General features: G+C 40.1%; 23 protein-coding genes and 2 pseudogenes. 11 read left to right on the forward strand and 14 right to left on the reverse strand.

Annotated features, from left to right (window positions below; translation table 11 throughout):
* Position 1 precedes the first annotated feature (1 nt).
* Together obgE and V7K27_RS20990 are read right to left on the reverse strand one after the other, a co-directional pair.
* On the reverse strand, positions 2 to 1,030 hold the full coding sequence (gene obgE, locus V7K27_RS20985; protein WP_334950012.1) for a GTPase ObgE: 1,029 nt from the start codon (positions 1,028 to 1,030) through the stop codon (positions 2 to 4).
* Between the two features lie 74 nt (positions 1,031 to 1,104).
* Positions 1,105 to 1,782: a Mo-dependent nitrogenase C-terminal domain-containing protein gene (locus V7K27_RS20990; RefSeq protein WP_334950013.1), complete on the reverse strand. Its 678-nt coding sequence runs from the start codon at positions 1,780 to 1,782 to the stop codon at positions 1,105 to 1,107.
* A 202-nt stretch (positions 1,783 to 1,984) separates the two neighbouring features.
* Between V7K27_RS20990 and V7K27_RS20995 the strand changes: the two genes are divergently transcribed.
* Positions 1,985 to 2,191, forward strand: a complete 207-nt coding sequence (locus tag V7K27_RS20995) for a hypothetical protein (RefSeq protein WP_334950014.1) — start codon at positions 1,985 to 1,987, stop codon at positions 2,189 to 2,191.
* Positions 2,192 to 2,427: 236 nt separating this feature from the next.
* The gene (locus tag V7K27_RS21000) at positions 2,428 to 3,531 is read left to right on the forward strand and encodes a glutamate-cysteine ligase family protein (protein WP_334950015.1); all 1,104 of its coding nucleotides are present in this window, start codon (positions 2,428 to 2,430) and stop codon (positions 3,529 to 3,531) included.
* A 231-nt stretch (positions 3,532 to 3,762) separates the two neighbouring features.
* Here the strand turns inward: V7K27_RS21000 and V7K27_RS21005 are convergent, their stop codons facing one another.
* Positions 3,763 to 4,800 (reverse strand): Mrp/NBP35 family ATP-binding protein, encoded by a 1,038-nt coding sequence (locus V7K27_RS21005; protein WP_334950016.1) that lies wholly within the window; start codon positions 4,798 to 4,800, stop codon positions 3,763 to 3,765.
* Between the two features lie 354 nt (positions 4,801 to 5,154).
* On the opposite strand from V7K27_RS21005, the gene V7K27_RS21010 reads away from it, so the two are divergent.
* Entirely contained in the window at positions 5,155 to 5,664 is a 510-nt protein-coding gene (locus V7K27_RS21010; protein ID WP_334950017.1) for a 2'-5' RNA ligase family protein, read from the forward strand.
* Positions 5,665 to 5,717: 53 nt separating this feature from the next.
* Here V7K27_RS21010 and V7K27_RS21015 read toward each other — a convergent pair whose 3' ends face one another.
* The 3 genes from V7K27_RS21015 to V7K27_RS21025 form a co-directional block, all read right to left on the reverse strand.
* Positions 5,718 to 6,479 carry a DUF4058 family protein gene (locus V7K27_RS21015; RefSeq protein ID WP_334950018.1) on the reverse strand — a complete coding sequence of 254 codons (762 nt, stop codon included), beginning with the start codon at positions 6,477 to 6,479 and terminating at the stop codon, positions 5,718 to 5,720.
* A gap of 123 nt (positions 6,480 to 6,602) precedes the next feature.
* Positions 6,603 to 7,565, reverse strand: a complete 963-nt coding sequence (locus V7K27_RS21020; RefSeq protein ID WP_334950019.1) for a HEAT repeat domain-containing protein — start codon at positions 7,563 to 7,565, stop codon at positions 6,603 to 6,605.
* A 33-nt stretch (positions 7,566 to 7,598) separates the two neighbouring features.
* Entirely contained in the window at positions 7,599 to 7,826 is a 228-nt protein-coding gene (locus V7K27_RS21025) for a 4Fe-4S dicluster domain-containing protein (RefSeq protein ID WP_053455107.1), read from the reverse strand.
* 100 nt (positions 7,827 to 7,926) lie between these two features.
* Here V7K27_RS21025 and V7K27_RS21030 point away from each other — a divergent pair, with 100 nt between their 5' ends.
* Both V7K27_RS21030 and V7K27_RS21035 read left to right on the forward strand, forming a co-directional pair.
* Positions 7,927 to 8,469 carry an REP-associated tyrosine transposase gene (locus V7K27_RS21030; protein ID WP_334950020.1) on the forward strand — a complete coding sequence of 181 codons (543 nt, stop codon included), beginning with the start codon at positions 7,927 to 7,929 and terminating at the stop codon, positions 8,467 to 8,469.
* Positions 8,462 to 8,584, forward strand: coding sequence for a hypothetical protein (locus V7K27_RS21035; RefSeq protein ID WP_334950021.1), 123 nt, complete (start codon positions 8,462 to 8,464; stop codon positions 8,582 to 8,584). Before V7K27_RS21030 ends, V7K27_RS21035 begins: the two co-directional genes overlap by 8 nt.
* A 245-nt stretch (positions 8,585 to 8,829) precedes the next feature.
* Here V7K27_RS21035 and V7K27_RS21040 read toward each other — a convergent pair whose 3' ends face one another.
* Both V7K27_RS21040 and V7K27_RS21045 read right to left on the reverse strand, forming a co-directional pair.
* On the reverse strand, positions 8,830 to 9,198 hold the full coding sequence (locus tag V7K27_RS21040) for a pentapeptide repeat-containing protein (RefSeq protein ID WP_334950032.1): 369 nt from the start codon (positions 9,196 to 9,198) through the stop codon (positions 8,830 to 8,832).
* Between the two features lie 108 nt (positions 9,199 to 9,306).
* A pseudogene (locus V7K27_RS21045) lies at positions 9,307 to 9,498 on the reverse strand (pentapeptide repeat-containing protein); the annotation flags it as partial.
* A gap of 495 nt (positions 9,499 to 9,993) precedes the next feature.
* Here V7K27_RS21045 and V7K27_RS21050 point away from each other — a divergent pair.
* On the forward strand, positions 9,994 to 10,872 hold the full coding sequence (locus V7K27_RS21050) for a TasA family protein (protein ID WP_334950033.1): 879 nt from the start codon (positions 9,994 to 9,996) through the stop codon (positions 10,870 to 10,872).
* A 551-nt stretch (positions 10,873 to 11,423) separates the two neighbouring features.
* Here V7K27_RS21050 and V7K27_RS21055 read toward each other — a convergent pair.
* From V7K27_RS21055 to V7K27_RS21065, 3 genes are all read right to left on the reverse strand, one after another.
* Positions 11,424 to 12,206 carry a class I SAM-dependent methyltransferase gene (locus V7K27_RS21055; protein ID WP_334950022.1) on the reverse strand — a complete coding sequence of 261 codons (783 nt, stop codon included), beginning with the start codon at positions 12,204 to 12,206 and terminating at the stop codon, positions 11,424 to 11,426.
* Between the two features lie 76 nt (positions 12,207 to 12,282).
* The gene (locus tag V7K27_RS21060; RefSeq protein WP_334950023.1) at positions 12,283 to 12,978 is read right to left on the reverse strand and encodes an HAD family hydrolase; all 696 of its coding nucleotides are present in this window, start codon (positions 12,976 to 12,978) and stop codon (positions 12,283 to 12,285) included.
* 2 nt (positions 12,979 to 12,980) lie between these two features.
* Positions 12,981 to 14,687: a fumarate reductase/succinate dehydrogenase flavoprotein subunit gene (locus V7K27_RS21065; protein WP_334950024.1), complete on the reverse strand. Its 1,707-nt coding sequence runs from the start codon at positions 14,685 to 14,687 to the stop codon at positions 12,981 to 12,983.
* 279 nt (positions 14,688 to 14,966) lie between these two features.
* Here V7K27_RS21065 and V7K27_RS21070 point away from each other — a divergent pair, with 279 nt between their 5' ends.
* From V7K27_RS21070 to V7K27_RS21080, 3 genes are all read left to right on the forward strand, one after another.
* Positions 14,967 to 15,185, forward strand: a complete 219-nt coding sequence (locus V7K27_RS21070; protein ID WP_334950025.1) for a hypothetical protein — start codon at positions 14,967 to 14,969, stop codon at positions 15,183 to 15,185.
* A 427-nt stretch (positions 15,186 to 15,612) separates the two neighbouring features.
* Entirely contained in the window at positions 15,613 to 15,969 is a 357-nt protein-coding gene (locus V7K27_RS21075) for a hypothetical protein (protein WP_334950026.1), read from the forward strand.
* 243 nt (positions 15,970 to 16,212) lie between these two features.
* Positions 16,213 to 16,752 (forward strand): Dps family protein, encoded by a 540-nt coding sequence (locus tag V7K27_RS21080; protein ID WP_334950027.1) that lies wholly within the window; start codon positions 16,213 to 16,215, stop codon positions 16,750 to 16,752.
* Positions 16,753 to 16,834: 82 nt separating this feature from the next.
* Here the strand turns inward: V7K27_RS21080 and V7K27_RS21085 are convergent, their stop codons facing one another.
* The gene (locus V7K27_RS21085; protein WP_334950028.1) at positions 16,835 to 16,978 is read right to left on the reverse strand and encodes a hypothetical protein; all 144 of its coding nucleotides are present in this window, start codon (positions 16,976 to 16,978) and stop codon (positions 16,835 to 16,837) included.
* Positions 16,979 to 17,050: 72 nt separating this feature from the next.
* On the opposite strand from V7K27_RS21085, the gene V7K27_RS21090 reads away from it, so the two are divergent.
* Positions 17,051 to 17,818, forward strand: coding sequence for a ChaB family protein (locus V7K27_RS21090; protein WP_334950029.1), 768 nt, complete (start codon positions 17,051 to 17,053; stop codon positions 17,816 to 17,818).
* Positions 17,819 to 18,050: 232 nt separating this feature from the next.
* Here the strand turns inward: V7K27_RS21090 and V7K27_RS21095 are convergent.
* Positions 18,051 to 18,380 (reverse strand): annotated as a pseudogene (locus V7K27_RS21095) (DUF2391 family protein); the annotation flags it as partial.
* 516 nt (positions 18,381 to 18,896) lie between these two features.
* Here V7K27_RS21095 and V7K27_RS21100 point away from each other — a divergent pair.
* Complete coding sequence (locus tag V7K27_RS21100) at positions 18,897 to 19,079, forward strand: CsbD family protein (protein WP_334950030.1); 183 nt, start codon at positions 18,897 to 18,899, stop codon at positions 19,077 to 19,079.
* A 173-nt stretch (positions 19,080 to 19,252) separates the two neighbouring features.
* On the opposite strand, the gene V7K27_RS21105 is transcribed toward V7K27_RS21100, so the two are convergent.
* Entirely contained in the window at positions 19,253 to 19,528 is a 276-nt protein-coding gene (locus tag V7K27_RS21105; protein WP_334950031.1) for a GlsB/YeaQ/YmgE family stress response membrane protein, read from the reverse strand.
* Between the last annotated feature and the right edge of the window lie 732 nt (positions 19,529 to 20,260).

Below are 20,260 nucleotides of genomic sequence, written 5' to 3' on the forward strand. Positions count from 1 at the left end.
GTCAGCTAAATACCTCCACTTCTTCAGGAACCTTCATTTGGTCGAGAATTCCCCAAATTTCCTGTAACATTGGCTCTAACCCGGTGCGGGTAACTGCTGAAATCACAAAAACCGGGGCGTAGGAGAGATGATTAAGTTGGGTAGCTAACGCCTCCAAATCGACAGTTTCTCGATCAACTGCATCAATTTTATTCAACGCCAAAATTTGCGGACGTTCTGCTAAACCCTGTCCATAAGCTTGTAATTCTTGCTTAATTATGTTATAATCTCTAACCACATCATCACTGGTGGCATCAATCAAGTGAAGTAGCACTCGCGTGCGCTCGATATGGCGCAAGAAATCATGTCCCAGCCCTGCTCCGTGGGCTGCTCCCTCAATTAGTCCGGGAATGTCGGCGAAAACAGTACCATCGCCAGTAGGTTTCCGCACTACACCCAAATTTGGGATGAGGGTAGTGAAGGGGTAGTCTGCAATTTTTGGACGTGCAGCTGATAAAGATGAAATTAGAGTGGATTTACCCGCATTTGGTAAGCCAATAATCCCCACTTCTGCCAAAAGTTTTAACTCTAGGCGCAGCTGCTTTATTTCTCCTGGTAATCCTGGGAGGGCGTATTCTGGGGCGCGGTTACGGTTACTCAAGAAATGCTGATTTCCCAGTCCGCCTTTACCACCTTGAGCAATCCGCAAAGTCTGCTTAGGCTCAATTAAATCCCCCAACAATTCGCCAGTTCCAGCATCATAAATGGTCGTACCGCAGGGAACTTCGATGATCAAATCCTTTCCTCCGGCTCCAGTGCAGTTACTTGGCCCGCCACGAGTACCTTTTTCTGCCTGAAAGCGATGGTTGTATCTGAAGTCCAACAAGGTTTGCAGATTTTCATCGGCAACGAAAATTACTGAACCGCCTCGTCCTCCATTACCACCAGAGGGACCACCAGTCGGCACGTACTTCTCTCGCCGGAAGGCGACAATGCCATCGCCGCCCTTACCGGCTTCAACTTCAATTTCTGCTTGGTCGATAAATTGCATACTTAATAATAGTGAGAAGTGAGGAGTTAGGAATTAGGAGTTAAAAATTATAACTTCTCACTATATCACTTTAACTAAATATATGCTGAAACATCTTCACCGCAGTTATCTGCCAGATAGCAGAGGGCGCGGAAACGTAAACCTACCAGTTGCTCATATAACGGGTTAATTTTACACATCGGCGGGATGTGGACAATCTTACGTCCAAATAGGGTGACATCCCGCTCAAAGGGACACTGGGAGGGAATCATTTTACACAAAAAGCGGGCTACTCTTGGGTCTTGAATATCTAGCCCATCCAGCCAGTCACGCAGGGGATGTAGTGCATTAATTTGACGCTTTGTAAGTCCAGGGCTGGGGATAGTCGGGGTAATTTGCTGTGGGCGTTCTAGGGTGTGGCGCAGGGCTTGGAGTAAATTCTCCGGCTGTTCCAAGACTTGGCAGAACTGTTGCAAAACCTGATCTTCGCTGGGAGAATAAGTACCATCTGCGATCGCTACCATCACTGCTGTCCTTAAAAAATTTTCTGCTGCTGGCGTACCTTTACCCAACACTGCGGCTAATTCCTCTGGGGTAATTACCTCTAGTGAGTCCCATTTAATCCCAAGAGCTAATTCATCTTTGGTAATGCTGGCAATTAATTCCTGTTCTTGAGCATCAAAATTACCATCTGCCCAAGCAATGGTGAGCAGTCCACGCAACCAAGCGGCAATCTGTTCGCTGCTGTAGGGGGATTGAACGGTACTTGTCATAAAACTCACGTCTCAAGCTTTCCTCAGTCACTACTAAGCTATCCTACCCAGTGACTATGAAGAGTGGGACAGTAGAGAAAAATCAAGAAAGTGCGTAGGCATCGCCCCATAGAGACATAAACCAGAGAAGTTTTCAAATCGCAACAGTCGGTCTTGGGGTAAAATCCATTTGAGAGTAATTTTGAGAATCTTTTCTACTTAAATGGAAAAGGAAGATTTAATTTGGGTTGTGGAGATATTTATGAATAAAACTAAAGTTAACCTCGGCATTATTCAAGAAACGCTACTAATTCCCCTCTGGGCTATAGCTTGTGAGCTTAAGGCAGCAGTTCTAATTATAGTAGATCCTAAATCATCTGAGATTCTTGCAGCAATTGATTATGAATTTGATAAATTCACTACTGCATAAGTTTCTCAGATAGGCTGTTGTTTACATTTACCAGATGTTATGGTTCTGCGGCGACAGTTTTTTGAAGAAACCGAACGCCGCCACTTAATCGCGGCTTCTGCTTGAACCTCCCAGCTAAATATCGCGGACGTTTCTCTCTAATGAATCGTTTACTGATGTTATTTCCTCCTCTGTGAGATTCGTATCACTTGGCATTAGTTAGATTAGGTTAACTCTCAGCAATAAAGGTATACATAATGTTTTTCTTTGGCATTGAGCATGAAGTTGCTTTCCTTAACAAAGAAGGAAAGTTTGCTGATTTTTACCATACAAAATTTGCTGATTTTAATCAAATTATTGAAAGGCTACCTACATACCCCAGTGATTATCCTCAACTACGTGTCGGTGATGCGGGTATTAAGATGAAGAGATGGTACATTGAGGGATTTGAAAGATTTGCGAATTCCGATAAGGTGATAGACTGTCATGTTAAAGGTATTGAAATTAGAACAACTATACATTCTGATATTCAAGGCGCTATTACTGAATTATCAGAAAGTTTTCACTTGCTACGTGAGGTTGCTGCTAACTTTGGTTTATCACCAGTTTTGGTCAGTTTTAATCCCTACAATCCGGTTTTTGAGCCTCAGCCCCCATTAAACCATTATGAAATCAAACAGCTAGAGGCTTATCCTGACGAACAAACTGCTAATATTCACATGGTGACATACGGGCCAGATTTGAATATTTCATTGGCAGATTTGTCTACTGAAGATGTGATTGATGTTGGCAGAAAGTTAACCTATTACAGTCCCTATATCGTCCCTTTTAGTTATAGTTCCCCTTTTTATAATGGAGGTTTATGGGATGGCTTATCAGTACGAACGTTTATCAGAACCGGAAAAAGGCCAGCAGCCTTGGTTTTTATTCAGGAACAGGAACAACTGATTAATAGCATACCTTCCTTGACCAAAATCGCCCGCATTCCGGCTGAAGTGGGACGCATTGAATTTAAGGCTTGTGATAGTTGTGATAACTTTTTCATCTATGCGGCTTTGCTGACATTATTGAAAGGTTTAGTGTTAGATGAAACCTTACTGGGTAGAGCAACTGTACCCGATGCAGCGTTACATCAACTTTCTGCAAAAGAAGGGTTTGACAATGAGGATATTTTTAGCAATGCGACAAATGTCTTGCAAGCAGCAGAACTTGCCTTGGAAGATGACCCCGATGTTCATTATTTAACGCCGTTAAAAGTGCTGCTGGCGAAGCGAAAAACAAGATCACATGAACTAATAGAAATGTTTCATAGCATAAGTTCAATAGAAGAGGTAATAAGGCAGACTTATCAAGTTTACTGACTTTTCATGGTATCTGGAAAACCTCACTTCTATTTCTCTCTCCTAAAAGGAGAGAGACTTTGAATTTTCCCCCTTACCTCGTAGGGAAGGGGGTTAGGGGGTTAGGTTTTTCGTGGCTTTTCCAGATAACGTGAAAAGTCAGATCAAGTTTAGAGGATGTTTTAAAAGTTATGAGATCGCAAATTTTATCGTAAATTAATTACGAATTACGAATTACGAATTACGAATTATTTAATCAGGTTCTCTGCAATTAGTAAAAGTTGCGTTAAGTGCAGTGGCAATTTGTACAAAAACCTCACTTGCTGGCGAAGTGCGATGCCTTCGGCTGGCTTCGCCTACGCTGATTGCAATCGGATTTCCAGTATCACCACCGCTACAAATATCGGGATCAATGGGAATTTGCCCCAGCAGTGGCGCTTGTAATTCTGCTGCGAGTTGTTCGCCGCCGCCACTGCCAAAAATTGGCGTGCGTGCGCCACAATCACCACAAATTAAATAGCTCATATTTTCAACGATGCCAAGGACGGGAACACCCACTTGGCGAAACATATATATGTTGCGTCGTACATCTGCGATCGCTATTTGCTGAGGAGTTGTCACTAGAATAACTCCGCAAACTGGGCTTTCTTGGATAATTGTGATTTGAGCATCACCTGTACCGGGAGGTAAATCTATTAATAAATAATCCAATTCGCCCCATTCCACATCTTGCAAAAATTGAGTGATAATTTTATGCAGCACAGGGCCACGCCATGCCAAAGGACGATTTTCTTCTACAAGTAAACCAACTGACATCAGTTTAATTCCCTGAACTTCTAGAGGTAAAAACTTATCACCTGTAGGAGTATGAATTACTTGAATATCAGCTTGCCCTAAACCCAACATTTGCGGCACATTAGGCCCATAAATATCAGCATCTAATAACCCAACCTTTGCACCTTGTAATCTTAAAGCTGCGGCTATATTTACGGCTGTTGTTGATTTACCCACGCCACCTTTACCACTAGAAACTGCTAGGGTTATTTTGACACCAGGAATTGTGCAAAGTTGAATGTAAGTTTTTTTGCACCAAGTTAGAAATGATAATTTAGATTGAATCTCTGTCTGTAATTGCTGCTGATGAGAACCGATATATAAACGCAAGTAAACATAGTCATCAACTATGCGGAGATTTCGCACCATTCCTAAACTAACGACATCATTTTTTAAGGTAGGTTCGATAACCTGTTTGAGGAGTTGGACGACTTCTTGATGATAGGCTGTAGTCATATCTTCTGGATGTTAGAAAGGGAATTGATGGCTAGACATTGATAACTCCATAAAAATTCCTGTTAAATCTCATGCTTGTTCGACTGATGCGTGTGTCATAATTTTCATGATGTAATTTTTTTGACTGTAATGTAACATTCAATTTAGTTCAAAATACAGTATCTATAGCCTTTAGTATGCAGGGCTATTTCATTCTCATCTAGCCCGCCTCAGAATGAATTCTGAGTCTAATAGCGAAAGTCGTCTAAAGACGACTGAGAAAAGGTTATAGTCCGTTTTAACGGACTTTAGGTATTAGCCCGGAACTTCAGTTCCGGGCGGTTTATGTCTAGAATGAAATAGCCCTGGATCACTATGTCTTACGCACTTGTACATTACCCCAACATTAACACAGAACATATCAATCAAATAAGGCAGAAATATGACCCACAAGTTGATTTAATTGAACCACATATTACACTTGTATTTCCCCTAATCAAATCTATCAATGAAAATAATCTCATTCTTCATACTGATAAAATCTTGAGTAAGTGGAAAACATTTCCTATTTCTCTAAAAGGATTGCAAAAGTCATGGGATGAACATCTGTTTTTAATGGTTGAAGAAGGAAAGCTAGATATGATCAAATTACATAATGAATTATATACAGGTATCTTAGCTGAATATAGAGATAATTTACCATTTGTTCCGCATTTAACGCTAGGAGTATTTACAAAAAATAGAGATCAATGTTTGCAAGTGTTAGAAGAAACACAGCATTTAGATTTAAATTATCGTTGTGTTGTCGATAAGCTCCACCTAATAAATATTGCTGGTGAGCAGAGGTCAATAATTTGGAGTAAAGAATTTGCATTGCGAAATTAGCAAAGCTTTGATCGTGTTGGCATTACTCAGTTACCAAGAATGATCGCTCTCATTTAAATCCTCTCCAAAATTTCTCTCAGCCAAGCTTTTTCCTGTGGCGAACGCACTATTTTTAAAGGTTGCGAATAATCAATTGCTAAGTCAAATCTAGCACGTTCGTATACTTCATTTAGTATCCTTTGTAAGTCAACTATTGGCTCAGGTTCTCCTTCACGCAAAGGCACTGGAAAAACAGGAATTGGGTTTTTTAAATCGAAAGTATATAAATCTGCATCAGGTCTATTGTAGCTGCGACTGACCAGGATACTATAATCTGTGGCGATCGCTCCTAGAATAGGCATTGACTCTCCTTGTCTTAAGAGGTCAATTTCTACCAAGTTGGTTGCAGAAGCCAAAATTTTTTGTCGTTTGCTTTCGTAAGCGGCTCTACCTTCTTTTGAGCGTTTATTTTTAGGGGAAAGTATTTCGATCACAGCAACTACTTCTTTACTTTGAGTTGCTCGCACCTCTAAAAATCGTTCAGTTACTTGTTCCGGTATGGGAACTTTCACTTTACTGGGTTCGGTAAGTTTTGCAGCAGTTAAAGTTGTGCTGGTATCTGTAATGTTACGGTTGGCAACTGCTACATCAGCAATTCCCACAAGTAAGATATCATCTACACTAGTATAAACTCGCTCCTCTATGGAAACTCGGTATTTAGGCGCAATTTGAGGAGTTAGATCATCAGCGATCGCTACAATCAAACGATTATGGACTTGATGCCAAAGTTCCGACTGTTCCAAATACAGGTTCATTCCAGGAAATGGATTTCCCATTGCACTTTTCCTTAGTTATTTACTGCTCCCTTGATTGAGGGTACAAGAACCCCACCCCCAACCCCCTCTCCGCAAGCGAGGAGGGGGCTAAGATGTACCTTGTATGATTAGGAAACTCTATATTTACTGCTCCCTTGAGACTATTTTATCTGTTTGAATCTTCTGAATTGCCCGTTGTGCTTGGATGGACACTTCTTTGTCAGGATCATCTAAGGCTTGTTGTAATGGGTTAATAGCATCAGGTTCAGCTAAATGACCAAGTGCGATCGCGGCTTCTTTTCGTACATCTGCATATTCATCTGTTAATGCTTGAATTAATCTCGGCATAACTTGAATATCTGGAATTTTTTGCAAAGCTTGTGCTGCTGATTTCCTTACTTGCCAATGTTCATCATTTAAAGCTATTTCTAATGCTGAAATTGCTTGATAATTTTCATGAATAACCAGAGATTTTGCTGCATTCCGGCGAACTTGCCAGTCACTATCATTTGTGAGTGCTTGACAAAGTATTGTAATCACCTCTGTATCTTGTAAATGTTCTAAAGTTAAAGCAGCAGCACGACGTACATTTGCTTCTTGATCAAAGATTAAATTTAAAGCTTGTGGACATTTTTCGAGTTGATTGATATATCGGAGTGTCGTAACGGCTGCTTCTCTTAACTCAGGATTTTTTGATTCTAAAAATGGTAAAATGTAGGATAAAGATTGAATGTCATGTATCTTCCGCAAAAGCACTAAAATATTTAATTGAAGATTGACATCATTACTTTGTAGTTTATCTAGTAAAAGTAATAATTCCTCTTGTGTAATTAACTCGTTTAACGCTGATGCGGCTTCAGTGCGAATATCTGCATCTGTTGAACTCAGACATTCAATTAAAGCCGGGATTGCAGCAGGATTGGCAATTTCCCAAATGGCAGCGATCGCTATTTTTTGAACCGTAGTATTTTCATCTTTCAAAGCGATGATTAAAGCATCTATTGTTTCTTCATCGCCTAGATGCTGCAAGGTTTTGACAGCTACTATACGGTCATTTATATCATGCGATCGCAGCATTTCTAGCCAATGCTTGAGGTCATCGTTCATTAATTTTTACCACACAAAAAAATAAGAGAAGATTTAACGTAATAAAAACGGAATTTGTACTGTAATTGCATTGGTTGGACATTCTTTTTCACAAGGTAGACAAAACCAACACTCATCATATTTCATATACGCTTTCCCCGTCTCTGGATTTTTTGCCAACACATCCAAAGGACAAACTTCAATACAAGCTGTGCATTTTTCTAAACATTTCGATTCATCAACGATAACAGGAACATCTACTCTTTGATTGATTAAAGCCATAAAATAACTCCATGATTTTGTACTGAAACTGCTAAACGGTAAAATAAATAAGGTAAGCTTGCATGAATTATCTCACGATTGTAGGTTGTTTATAGGCATTATGCAATATCGCAGAGCCAAGATAGAAGGAGGTACATTTTTCTTTACCGTTGTTACTCATAACCGCCGGGAATTTCTTTGTAATGCAGAGAATATTCTGCTGTTAAGACAAGCATTCAGAGAAGTAATGAGCAAATCTCCATTTATTGTAGATGCCATTGTCATATTACCAAACCACATACACTGTATTTGGACGTTACCACCACGGGACAGTGATTTTTCGGATCGCTGGCGATTAATCAAAAATTATTTTACCCATCATTGTGATATTCAATATCAAGGAAAAATTTCTCTATCACGTCGAAAGAAAGGTGAAAAAGCTATTTGGCAACGCCGATTTTGGGAACATCAAATTCAAGACGAAATTGATTTCATTCATCATGTTGATTATATTCATTATAATCCTGTCAAGCATGGATATGTTAAAGCACCTAAAGATTGGAATTATTCAAGTTTCATTTTGTATGTAAACAAAGGAATTTACGATATAGATTGGGGTTCAGGAATAGAGATAGAATTTCCCGAAGATGTAGGAAATGAATAATCTATTCGTAGTTATTGTAGGTTGGGTGGAGGCGCAAGTTAGTATTTTGGCAACAAATGAACAATTTATATTGCGCCGTAACCCAACATCAAGCGGTATTAATCTTAGCGAATAATTAAATATAAAAAATAGGTTTAGCATTGATTTTATCTAATAAATTGAGAGAAATAGTGTAAATATTTTCTGTTTTACCGATATCATGTGTTGGGTTCCACTACGTTTCACCCAACCTACGGGAGATAGCTTGAGAATCAACATCTTCCTGGGTATGATTTTCTTTCTAATCTACCAGATGATGTTAAGAAAGCTTTGAAAGGCAAAAACAGCAAAGCTCCTTTGCTTGCTGACACAGAAACTACGCTATCTTCTTGGGGTTTCATTCCGAATAGTACCATCTGGCATGATGGTATTAATAAAAGTAACTCCCTCCAGCTTGGCACCTTCCAGATTAACCCCAGTCAAGTTAGCATCTTTGATGTAGGTACGCTCCAAAATAGCGTTGCTCAAGTTAGCTCCAGTCAAGTCAATACTCATCAAATCGGTAGCGTGCAAATCGGCACCACTCAAATCAACACCTCTCAAATCCCCACTCAAACCACATCTACCCAAATCGGCAGCTCTCAAGTTAACACCACTCAGGTTGGCACCACCAAGTTGGGAGAAGGACAAATTAGCACCACTCAGATTAGCACCGCTCAGGTTGGCTCTATCCAAGGAAACCTTGGTCATGTGGGCATTACTGAGATTAGCCCCACTCAAGTTAGCATCTCTCATGGGCCAATCAAACCAAGCTCCACTCAAATTGGCATCACTCAAATTGATACCATTCATCTCGCCAGCGTATCTGAGGTCAGCATTACTCAAATTAATCCCATTCAAATTGGCTCTATTCAAAATGCTGCCAGCCCCTATAGCCCAATAGTAGTCCTGCCCTCTATCAGGAACACGCAACTTAACCCAGGCGAAATCTCGTTCCCCAGCAGCATATCGGCGCAGCAACTCTTCAACCTCTATGACTTTTCTTTCCATACCTCATCCTCTACATCAACCAATACCATCAACTCTACCGCTAAAACCCTCTGGTCTACCCTCTTCGACCCTACCAACCCATTCGACCTAACCCTCCAAATAACCGATCTCCCCACAGGGCAACTAGCCGAAGCCCAAATCACCAACTACGACTCCTTTGGTCGCCCCAACGGTGGTACAATCCTCATCGACGCTGATGCCAACGGAATCGGCTGGTTCATCGACCCCACACCAGCAGACAACAGCGAATTCACCACCTCCCTCACCGACACAGCCTACCGCGCCACTACAGGCGACGCATACGGCAAATACGACCTGCTCACCAGCATCCTGCACGAAATGGGACACCTAGCAGGCATCATCTCCGGCTACACCGAATTTGACCGCCACATCCAAACCATCAACGGTTCCAAATTCTTCCAAGGCGACAACTTCACCACCACCCTCACAAAAGACGGTAGCCACCTCGATTCCAAACTGTATCCCTTCGACCTAATGAACACCTCCCTCTCCCCAGGTGTTCGTAAACTCCCCTCCCTTATCGACCTGCAAATCCTGAACGCAGTCCGCTCCTTGGAGTGGGGGAGTGGGGGAGTGGGAGAGGGGGGGAATGCCTTGCAAGCGCCTCTCAACTCCGACCCCCTAATTGGCATCCTCAACGGCGACTTCGACACCCAAGCCGACTGGTCAACTCGTGGTGCAGCCAACATCCTCAACTCCCAAGCCATCCTCACCGAAGACTCCCCCTTTAACAGCAACTTCACCCAAACCTTCATCATCCCCTCACACGCCAAATACCTGCAATTCACCATCCTTGACAGCCAACTAGGAACCAACGAATTTGCCCCCAACGACGCCTTTGAAGTCGCCCTATTAGATGCCCGCACCCTCACCCCCCTAGTCGGCACATCCATAGGACTCACCCAAACCGACTCCCTCCTCAACCTCCAGCAAACCGGCAACGCATACTTTAGTGATCAAGTCAAGATAGCAGGTGCAAACACCTCCGGCGACAAAATAGCCCTGAACACACCGCGCACCGTCAAAATCGACATCAGCAACATAGCTCCTGGAACCCTTGCCACCTTATACTTCGACCTACTAGGCTTCGGTGCAAAAGATGGCAAAGTGATCGTTGATAACGTCATGCTACTAGACAAAGACCTAATTACCCCAACAGCAACTGATGACACAGCCACCACCGACCAAGCAAAACCAGTATTAATCAACATCCTAGCTAACGACAGCGATGCTGACGGCAGCATCAATCCCTCAACCCTGACCATCCAAACCAACCCCAGCAACGGTGCGATCGCAATCAAAGGGGATGGTACAGCAAATTACGAAAATTTTAAAGAAGATTTCCACAGATAAAAATAATTGCAGCGTGAATTTCACCTGGAGAATAGAGATATTTTTATAGTTGAAAGTTTTTGCATTTTTCTTCATGGTATTTGTTGGGTTCCACTTCGTTCCACCCAACCTACGGGCTAAATACATAAAATAGGTTTAGCATTAATCTTTACAATAAATTGAGAGATTATTATAGTGTGAATATTTTCTCTTTTCCCGATATCATGTGTTGGGTTCCACTAGGTTCCACCCAACCTACGGGAGATAGCGATCGCATTATCGCAACTATTCGTAGTTATTGTAGGTTGGGTGGAGGCGCAAGTTAGTATTTTGGCAACACAATGAATAATTTATATTGCGCCGTAACCCAACATCAAGCGATATTAATCTTAGCGAATAATTAAATATATAAAATAGGTTTAGTATTAATTTTATCCAAGAAATTGAGAGATTATTATAATATAAATATTTTCTGCTTTCCCGATATCATGTGTTGGGTTACACTACGTTCCACCCAACCTACAGGAAAGAGCGATCGCACTTTATTTGTCATAAGTTTACATCACAGTTATTTAGTTAACCAGCGTTACGCGGATAAAACGATAGCCTAAATCAATCTCTATCAAATTGCGAATATCACCATACTTATTTACCCATTTACCACTATTTAAATCTGCTGCCAATAACTGTAATCCTTTATTTATTAAATCTTGATTTGCTAAAGCAAAAGATGATATTCCAGCACGTACTTCTGGTTGAAGATATAACTCTGGTCGTCTCCAGGCTGCTGCTGCGAATAAATCAGATAAATCATGTGGCAACAAAAGAGGTATGACTTCAACACGCCCTTGAGTATTACTCTTAATTAAATTTATCTGTTCGTTAAGTGGTAAAAATCGTAAAGCATCTTCCCACAAAAACGGAAAATAATCATAAAGCCATATTTTCTGAGCAAACCTAATATCAAAAGTTAGCACAACTATTGTCCCATCTCTAATAATTCGTTGCATTTCTTGAAACGCTTTTTCGAGATGAGTAAAGTGATGAATTGTCAGGATACTTACAACGCCATCAACAGACTTATCTGGTAGAGGTAAATTTTCTGCATAGCCAGTGAACCACTTAATTTGCAGATGGTCTACTGCTTGTTTTTGCATCACTACAGAAGGTTCAATAGCATTAACAAAAAATCCTTGGTTAGCTAGTGCTAGGCTGTAACCACCAGTACCAGCACCAATATCAGCGATAATGCTACCTTTGGGTAAATTGAGGAAATCAATTAGTTTCTTGACAATGCGAATATCAGGAATGCGAGTTTTTGAATATTGTTGACCAATTGAATTATAAATAGACATATTTATTATAAAATCCCTAAAAATAAGATTAAAAAAATATTTAAATTTTAAATCAATAAATCAAATCAAAAATCTGTTAACTAACCAATTCTAGCAATTTTAAGAGTTCGCTTATTAGAAATTTTGGTTGCACTTCTTGTGGTAAAACTTGGTTTTTTCGGTTGTAATAGCAAAAATCAATATTGACTTGCATTGCTCCCGCATAGTCATGAGTGAGAGAATCTCCTACGTAAAGTACTTGTGCTGGCGTTAAATCTAATCTAGATAATGCATGATTAAATATTTCAGGAGATGGTTTAGCAAAACCAATTGCTTCAGAAACTACAACTTCCTCAAAAAAATGCTCGATTCCCGCAGCTTGCATTCTCGGTATTTGTGCTGATACCAAACCGTTAGTGATGACAGCCAAACGATAACTACCTGCGAGAGCAGCTAGTACTTCATTTACATCAGGTTCTATTACAGCAGAATGATTAAAAATATGCCAAAAATTTTGACTAAGATTGCTGATTTTATCTGTTTCTATATCTAATTGAGCAAGTGTACTTCGGTAAGACATCTCTATCAACTCACCAGCAGAAAAAGTTTCTCGCTGTCTCCAATACTGGGAATTATAAGTTTCAAACACTTGAAGAAAAATAGTCTCACTTACTCCATTTAAATCTAAAGATACTCCACAATCTTCAAGCGCTCCCAGAATAGCTTGGCGTTCACATAGCTCAAAATTCAACAGTGTATTATCGAGATCGAAAATTATCGCTTCATAAGACATTTTTAGACTGCAACATTATAAAATTCTTTGACTGTATCTACTTCCACAATGTAAGGATCTACAGGACGCTTAAACAGTACCATTTGCTCTAATTCATCTTTCTTTAAATTGACATGGCAAAACCATTCATCATCATTCTTTTCTGGATAATCTAAGCGGTAATGATAAAGTCCCCAGCGAGTTTCTTGACGATACAATGATGCTCTGGCTGCCATTTCTGCACAGTCACGAATAAAATGAACTTCTAGACTACGCATCAATTCATGAGGGTCACGAGCGCCCATTATATCTAATGTTTCTTGATATTGGACAAAATGTTTTAAACCAATCTCGATTTTATTACCTGATTTGGGTGGTTGCAGATAATCATTAACTAAGCGTCTTAATTTGTATTCTACTTGAGTATGAGGTACACCATTGGGACGTGTTAACGGAGCATAAATTCTGGCTTTTTCAGCTTCTAAAAAATCCGTATCTGGTTCGATAAAATCTAAATCTTGGATATATTCAATGGCATGAGTTCCGGCTATGCGACCGAAAACAAATGCCCCAATCATATAATTATGGGGAACGCTGGCCATGTCTCCGGCTGCATATAAACCTGTGACGGTTGTTTGAGCATTTTCATTCACCCACACACCAGAGGCACTATGACCACTACATAAGCCAATTTCTGAAATGTGCATCTCTACGCCGTGGGTGCGATAATCTTCATTTCTGCCTTGATGAAAACGTTCTCTACTTGGGCGTTCATTCGCCCACAATATCGATTCAATTTCAGCGATTGTATCTTCATCAAGATGGGTCATTTTAAGTTGGACTGGCCCTTTCCCAGAATTTAATTCTTTCCAGATTTCCAACATCATTTGACCACTCCAATAGTCACAACTAATGAAGCGATTTCCTTCGGCGTTAGCAGTATGAGCGCCAAAAGGCCCGGCGACATAAGCACAGGCCGGACCATTATAATCTTTGATTAAAGGATTAACTTGAAAGCATTCAATATTACTGAGTTCTGCTCCGGCATGGTAAGCCATTGAATAGCCATCTCCAGCATTGGTAGGATTTTCATAAGTGCCGTAGAGATAGCCAGAAGCAGGTAATCCTAATCTGCCACAAGCACCTGTACACAGGATGACTGCTTTAGCTTGAATGATAATATAATCTCCACTTCTAACATCAAATCCCACCGCACCAATAGCACGTCCTTCTTTGACTAACACACGGGTTGCCATGACGCGATTTGTGACTTTGACTTTGTGGCGTTTAACTTGTCGGGTAAGAATTGTTTTGAGGTCTTTACCTTCTGGCATGGGTAAGACATATTTACCCACACGATGCACTTGTTTTAAGTCATAGTTGCCTTGGGCATCTTTTTGAAATTTCACACCCCAGCTTTCTAATTCTTGGATGACTTCGTAACCTAATTTGCCTGTTTGATAAACGGCTTTTTGGTTGACAATGCCATCATTAGCAAGGGTGATTTCACGCACGTATTGTTCTGGTGTGGAATGGCCGGGAATGACTGCGGTATTCACTCCGTCCATACCCATTGCGATCGCACCACTGCGACGTATGTTAGCCTTTTCTAAAATCAGTACATCTGCATCAGAATTCGCTTGTTTTGCCTTGATACCTGCCATTGTTCCTGCTGTACCACCGCCAATCACAAGTACATCTGTTTTGATCCACTGCGTATTGATATTCATATCTAAATCCCTAGATTCGCTGTGTAATCTTGTGTAATATAAGTATTTTTTATAGGTTTTATGATAAATATACGGTAAATTGAGCGAGTTACCGTATCTTACAATTTTCACATGAATAAGTAGTAAACGCAAGATACTACAAAAGTTTTTCTCCTGGGGAGCATCCCAAATGTGTAAGTTGTATTAAACCCAGGTTATTAATAAAGTATGTGTTTTGTTTAATTCCCCCCTCTTGACAGGCAGCACAAATTGAACGCCTAATTGAAATCCCCCGAAGTAATGCGAGTCGGAAACCGTCCCCACAACAGCACTCAACTCTTAGAGACGCTGTTCGCGTTCGTCACAAAACTTAATTACGAATTACGTTCGCGTAGCGTGCCGGAGGCTCTATTACGAATTACGAATTATTTTAATTGTCATTGCGATCGCAACGTAGTAGAATGTGCGATCGCAATGACAAACATCTTTTTGCAAAATTGGGATGCTCGCTTCTACTGATTGGATAAAGTCGAGCTAACTGAACATAAATAATAGAGGCATTAACCTGCCAAAACTATATTAAGTCGATATACCTAGAGACTGATTTTATTGCAACTAAAGATTCGGCAAAGTTCATTCTAGGGATTGATGCAGACCTCAGCGTTTTCAAAGTAAAAGTAGAAATATGGAACCGGAAACGAAGAATGTCAACATGAATTGTAATTATTTTGCTAAAGAATTAAGGTGGTATTTACTTACTTATCCCTGACTAATTCGATGCAGAAATCCAAAGACAATTTCTTTGTCAGGTTCGTTTCTCAAGAACTTCCAGATTGAAGCATAGCTTGCTAGTTTTATTATTGCTCAACTTTGCCAAATAAAGCTATGAGCTTCTGCTCTTTCAGTGAAAGTTTTGTGTTGTTAAAGCTGTTATTGAGGATTTCAAATGAAGGTTATTGCTTCTGTTTTATCTATCTTCCGTCCAGTACGTTTTCTAGTTGTGGCTTTTACTTGTGCCTTAATATTGTTATCTAATGCTTTTCCTGCTTTTGCAATCGATAGCTACCAAAGTGAGCCGACTGAAGGTACTACACAACTGCTTGACATTCAACGCAAAACTGACGAAGCCGCTAAAGAACCACCAGCTGGACTGAAAAAGGTTCAAAAGGAGTCCAACAAAGGACTAAATGAGGTTCAGGGAGATGCTGATATTGACAAGCAAAATCGTCCTGAAAATTCACAGAGTGCAACATCTGCTGAAGAAAATGTAAAGAAATTTTTGGACAAAGTTACAGGTAACTAACAGAGTTAATACCTTGGTAATTTTTCGGTAGTAATGGGTGATTGCATAAAAGCAGTGACCCATTGCTGATTAGTAATGTTAAGCTGGCAAATTCAATTATTAAACGAATACTACCTATTAAGGCATAGGTACAATTATGTAATGGGATAATTAATTTAAACTGATAATATTTCCTTTGGTTGATGTGCATTATGTGGGAAATTTGAGATATTAATAAATAAGTTTGCTTAGGGATAGAAAACAATGCGTGCGATAAACATTGGTTTGACAGATGAACAGCGTCAAGGTGTGATTAATCTGTTAAATCAAGATTTGGCAGATGCTTATCTACTATTGGTGAAAACCAAAAAGTACCACTGGGATGTCGTTGGCCCTCAGTTCCGCTCTTTGCATCAACTTTGGGAAGAACACTACCAACAGCTGACTCTGAATATTGATGCCTTGGCAGAGCGGGTTCGTACTTTGGGCGGTTTCCCAGTTGGCACATTGGAAGGATTTCTCAAGCTTGCTAGCCTCAAGGAACATGCTGGTAATGTTCCCACAGCAACAGGGATGGTAGCTAATTTAGTCCACGATCACGAGCAGGTTATTCGTAACTTGAGAGACCATGTTGATCAGTCTGGTGAAAATTTCCACGATCAGGGAACTGCTGACTTTTTAACTGGACTCCTGGAACAGCATGAGCAGATAGCTTGGATGCTGCGTTCATTTATTGAAGGGGAAGCATTAGACCCAGATGGTAGAAAGCCAGCAGCAGACGCTAAGACACCTGTAGGTGTGTAGCTGTTCAAGAAGAATCCAGAATCCAGAATTCAGAATCAAGACCACCAAAAATTCTAGTTTTGTGGGGGTGCAAAAACGCCGATTATTCATCCGCTTTTTCGTTCAGAATACCTAACATGAATTCTGACTCCTGACTTCTGAATTCTGTTCGATAACGTCTGAGTTGATGATGGCTGACTGTGAAACCAGTTGAGGGAGGATTCATTTCTCCCTCAACTGGTGTCAAAGAATTAATCTGGGTGCATCTACCTATTCACCATATTTATTGCAAAAACAACATCATATAAGGAGTATTTAAGTGCCAGAAGTATATAAAGCAGAACGTACTATCTCTGCTGTATTCAAAGAACAGAAGCAAATTGATGATGTGATTCGACGTTTATTAGATAGGGGTGTGCCTAGAGATCATATTTCGGTCATGGGCAGAAACTTTCAGTCGGAAACTAGAATTGCTGGCTTTATTAGTAAAAAAGATGTGATTCTGGGAGGTTTGAGAACTGGGGCAGTTTTTGGTTCCTTGTTTGGTTCCTTTCTCAGCTTGCTCACGGGTGTAGGCGTATTGTTTATTCCTTTTGTCGGCTCAATTGTAGCAGCAGGGCCTATAGGTGCAGTGCTGTTGGGGGCTGCGAGTGGAGCGATCGCAGGTAGTGCAGGTGCCGGTCTAGTATCGGTTCTAACCACTTTGGGGATGCCAGAAGATAAAGCGACGATCTACCAAACCCGCTTACAAGCTGGCGAGTTCTTATTGATGACAGAAGTTCCGAGCGATCGCGGCGGCGAATTTCAATTGCTGCTCGAAAGTGCTGGTGCTGAAGAAATTAACACGATTGAGAAAACCTTTGCTCGTCCTTGTCCTGGACAGTGCAATAGTCCAGAGGACTTGTCTCCTGAAGTTCGCGCTCATCTTTCTAATGAAGCTCAGAGTACATTCATTGAGCGTTATAACACTGTCTTCAATGAGAAAAATGACGAGTTCACAGCTGAACAAGCCGCCTGGGAGTCTGTTCATCAGCAATATGATGAAGATGAAAACGGTGTTTGGTCAAAAGCTAAAGTTAAAGCTTAAACTACTGCGCGTCAGCAACCATATAGCCCTACGGTGTACACACAAGTTATCCGATTAACCAAAAGTCCTCCAAAACCTCAAAGAGTGCTATCGGACATCCCTCTCCTTAGTAAGGAGAGGGACAGGTTTTGCGTAGCATAACCAGGGTGAGGTTTCTTTGGGCTATGGCAATTTATAGCTACCAACACGCAGATTTAACTCACCTTGGCGCGGATTCTGGCTGAATATAAATAGTTTCTGTTGTCAATTCTCGCAATAGTAGCAGCACAAAGGTAGAGCAAGCTAGTCCGATCGCGATCGCTTCTACGGTATCCATTGCGGCTTGATCAGCTAGCCAAGTATATCTGCGTTCCCGAAAGCCTTCTATCTGATTGAGAAAGTAAACCACAATAAACATCAATGCGATCGCCATGATCATCAATTGTGGTTTTGCCAGCGATCCAATCCACCAAACCTCCATTGTGTATAGCAAAGGTATGCCAAATAAAAAACCTCCACAAGCACCCCGAATAATGTCATTAATCTCACTTTTCCAGACATTTTTTTGACGTTTTGTTGGCACTCCTTTATTTTCGTTTCATTAAAAATTTGCTTTAACTTAGTAGTTCATTTATTTGGGAAAAAGTTATTTTCTTAATATATCTAAATTTTATCGAACAGCAATATTGGCGCCAGTCGTCAGAATACAGGAAAGGTATTCTGTATGACACAACGACCGGCTCAGTGCATCGCTGGCGGATGAATAACTGGGTTTAAGACCCCCACCAAATCTACGATTTGGTGGTGCAACAATTCAGTGGTGGTAACAGAGCTTGCCTGCCCTGAGCCTGCGCCGAAGGGTCGAAGTGCGGGTCTGAATCCCCGACTGAAAGATTGCTGAATTCTGGATTCTGAATTCTGGATTCTGAATTCTGAATTCTGAATTCTTCTTCAAATTGGATGATTCTGTGGTATCCCACATCTATCTTAGGTTAATATAATTTACAAAATTATTCTATCGGTTGATGGAAGTAAAAAATAATATACTATTGTTAGTTTATGTAATAGCTGAATCAACTACAAGCTGGAAATAAAAACCATGACTGCCGAAAAAAGAATAGAAGCTACTGCAAAAAATATTGAAGGAAAAATCCAAGAGGTTGTGGGTGAAATAACCGGTAATCCACAAGATAAAGCTGAAGGACAAGCAAAGCAAGCTGAAGCTCAAGTTAGTCACACTGTAGAAAATATTAAAGACGAACTCAAGAAAGCTTTAGACTAATTTAGCTTTTGCAGTACAAATAGCAATTTTAGCCATGATTCATTACTGATAGTGTAACATTAAATACTCCACTAACTTTGAGGAAGTGGAGTTTTGGTATTGGCGTAAAATCTGAAAGGATTAATTACTAAAAACTTGCTTCTAACCATGATTTTTATAGCAATTAAATTCAACTAATAACTGCTACGCCCTGCTAATAAGTTCCATAGAAAGATGGCAATTATTGCGCCAATGACGGCAACAATTACACCAGGGATACTGAGGGTTGCAGCAGTTAATTGAAATCTTCCTGTCTCTAAAAGAGTAACTACAATTCCCCCGATTACAGCACCGACGATACCTAAAACCATAGTTGAAACAATTCCACCACCCTGACGACCGGGATAAATAGCTTTCGCTATAGCTCCAGCAATTAAACCCAGAACTATCCAAGCAATAATGTTGAGCATAATTTCATACCTCAGAAAAGTTAATAACTAGGTTAGAAATTACAATAGTGTTTGACTTCTACCTAAAGATATAAGTATTAAACGTCAATAAAAATTAACACCTTTTATAAATCTCTGAGATGCAGACTCGTAAACGCTTTTGCTGTTTGTTGGGCTGCTACGAGTGCCTAGCAATCCTTTGCGATGTATAGATTACGAATTATGTCATATTTTACTAGTGCGATCGCATCAATCGTGTAACGAACAGTAACTATTGTTGGCGATAAACCTCTCTACAATGTTTCGCTTTCATCACGGCTATTAATTAATAAAGCATCATCTTGTATTTGTTAGTATATTTACTTGCTCAACTATTTATAATTTTCTGAATTTAATAAAATTATTTCACATATTCTTTTGAAGAACATCAATTATCTCCTTCAATCTAGGATCACGATGATAACCACACAATAAAGTAAAAGAATGAGAAGAGCCATTTTCTAGAGCTACATAATAAAAATCATTATAGTTAGTCATGATTCCATGTTCTGCGTCCATTTGAAACTCCATGATATTTAGTTTTACTAAATTTTGAAGCATAATATCAAAATTTTTCGGGTTAATTTCTCTATTAATAATTTTTGGGATTGGATTTTTAGGCTCTTCAGTACTTATTATGCCAAACTAATAAATAAAATGCCAATTTAATAAACATCTAACTCTAAAATTTTCAAAATTTCTAAATCCATAACC

It is taken from the genome of Nostoc sp. (assembly GCF_036919575.1).
In the GTDB taxonomy this organism is placed as follows: domain Bacteria; phylum Cyanobacteriota; class Cyanobacteriia; order Cyanobacteriales; family Nostocaceae; genus Nostoc.

Excerpts from the sequence above, each read along its gene's own strand:
- V7K27_RS21060 (WP_334950023.1), bottom strand. The coding sequence starts at position 12,978 with ATGTCTTATGAAGCGATAATTTTCGATCTCGATAATACACTGTTGAAT.
- V7K27_RS21030 (WP_334950020.1), top strand. The coding sequence starts at position 7,927 with ATGCAATATCGCAGAGCCAAGATAGAAGGAGGTACATTTTTCTTTACC.
- V7K27_RS21055 (WP_334950022.1), bottom strand. The coding sequence starts at position 12,206 with ATGTCTATTTATAATTCAATTGGTCAACAATATTCAAAAACTCGCATT.
- V7K27_RS21010 (WP_334950017.1), top strand. The coding sequence starts at position 5,155 with ATGTCTTACGCACTTGTACATTACCCCAACATTAACACAGAACATATC.
- V7K27_RS21070 (WP_334950025.1), top strand. The coding sequence starts at position 14,967 with ATGCGAGTCGGAAACCGTCCCCACAACAGCACTCAACTCTTAGAGACG.
- V7K27_RS21065 (WP_334950024.1), bottom strand. The coding sequence starts at position 14,687 with ATGAATATCAATACGCAGTGGATCAAAACAGATGTACTTGTGATTGGC.
- V7K27_RS21100 (WP_334950030.1), top strand. The coding sequence starts at position 18,897 with ATGACTGCCGAAAAAAGAATAGAAGCTACTGCAAAAAATATTGAAGGA.
- V7K27_RS21080 (WP_334950027.1), top strand. The coding sequence starts at position 16,213 with ATGCGTGCGATAAACATTGGTTTGACAGATGAACAGCGTCAAGGTGTG.
- V7K27_RS20995 (WP_334950014.1), top strand. The coding sequence starts at position 1,985 with ATGGAAAAGGAAGATTTAATTTGGGTTGTGGAGATATTTATGAATAAA.
- V7K27_RS20990 (WP_334950013.1), bottom strand. The coding sequence starts at position 1,782 with ATGACAAGTACCGTTCAATCCCCCTACAGCAGCGAACAGATTGCCGCT.
- V7K27_RS21000 (WP_334950015.1), top strand. The coding sequence starts at position 2,428 with ATGTTTTTCTTTGGCATTGAGCATGAAGTTGCTTTCCTTAACAAAGAA.
- V7K27_RS21005 (WP_334950016.1), bottom strand. The coding sequence starts at position 4,800 with ATGACTACAGCCTATCATCAAGAAGTCGTCCAACTCCTCAAACAGGTT.
- obgE (WP_334950012.1), bottom strand. The coding sequence starts at position 1,030 with ATGCAATTTATCGACCAAGCAGAAATTGAAGTTGAAGCCGGTAAGGGC.
- V7K27_RS21035 (WP_334950021.1), top strand. The coding sequence starts at position 8,462 with ATGAATAATCTATTCGTAGTTATTGTAGGTTGGGTGGAGGCGCAAGTT.
- V7K27_RS21020 (WP_334950019.1), bottom strand. The coding sequence starts at position 7,565 with ATGAACGATGACCTCAAGCATTGGCTAGAAATGCTGCGATCGCATGAT.
- V7K27_RS21015 (WP_334950018.1), bottom strand. The coding sequence starts at position 6,479 with ATGGGAAATCCATTTCCTGGAATGAACCTGTATTTGGAACAGTCGGAA.
- V7K27_RS21105 (WP_334950031.1), bottom strand. The coding sequence starts at position 19,528 with ATGCTCAACATTATTGCTTGGATAGTTCTGGGTTTAATTGCTGGAGCT.
- V7K27_RS21025 (WP_053455107.1), bottom strand. The coding sequence starts at position 7,826 with ATGGCTTTAATCAATCAAAGAGTAGATGTTCCTGTTATCGTTGATGAA.
- V7K27_RS21050 (WP_334950033.1), top strand. The coding sequence starts at position 9,994 with ATGAACACCTCCCTCTCCCCAGGTGTTCGTAAACTCCCCTCCCTTATC.
- V7K27_RS21040 (WP_334950032.1), bottom strand. The coding sequence starts at position 9,198 with ATGACCAAGGTTTCCTTGGATAGAGCCAACCTGAGCGGTGCTAATCTG.
- V7K27_RS21075 (WP_334950026.1), top strand. The coding sequence starts at position 15,613 with ATGAAGGTTATTGCTTCTGTTTTATCTATCTTCCGTCCAGTACGTTTT.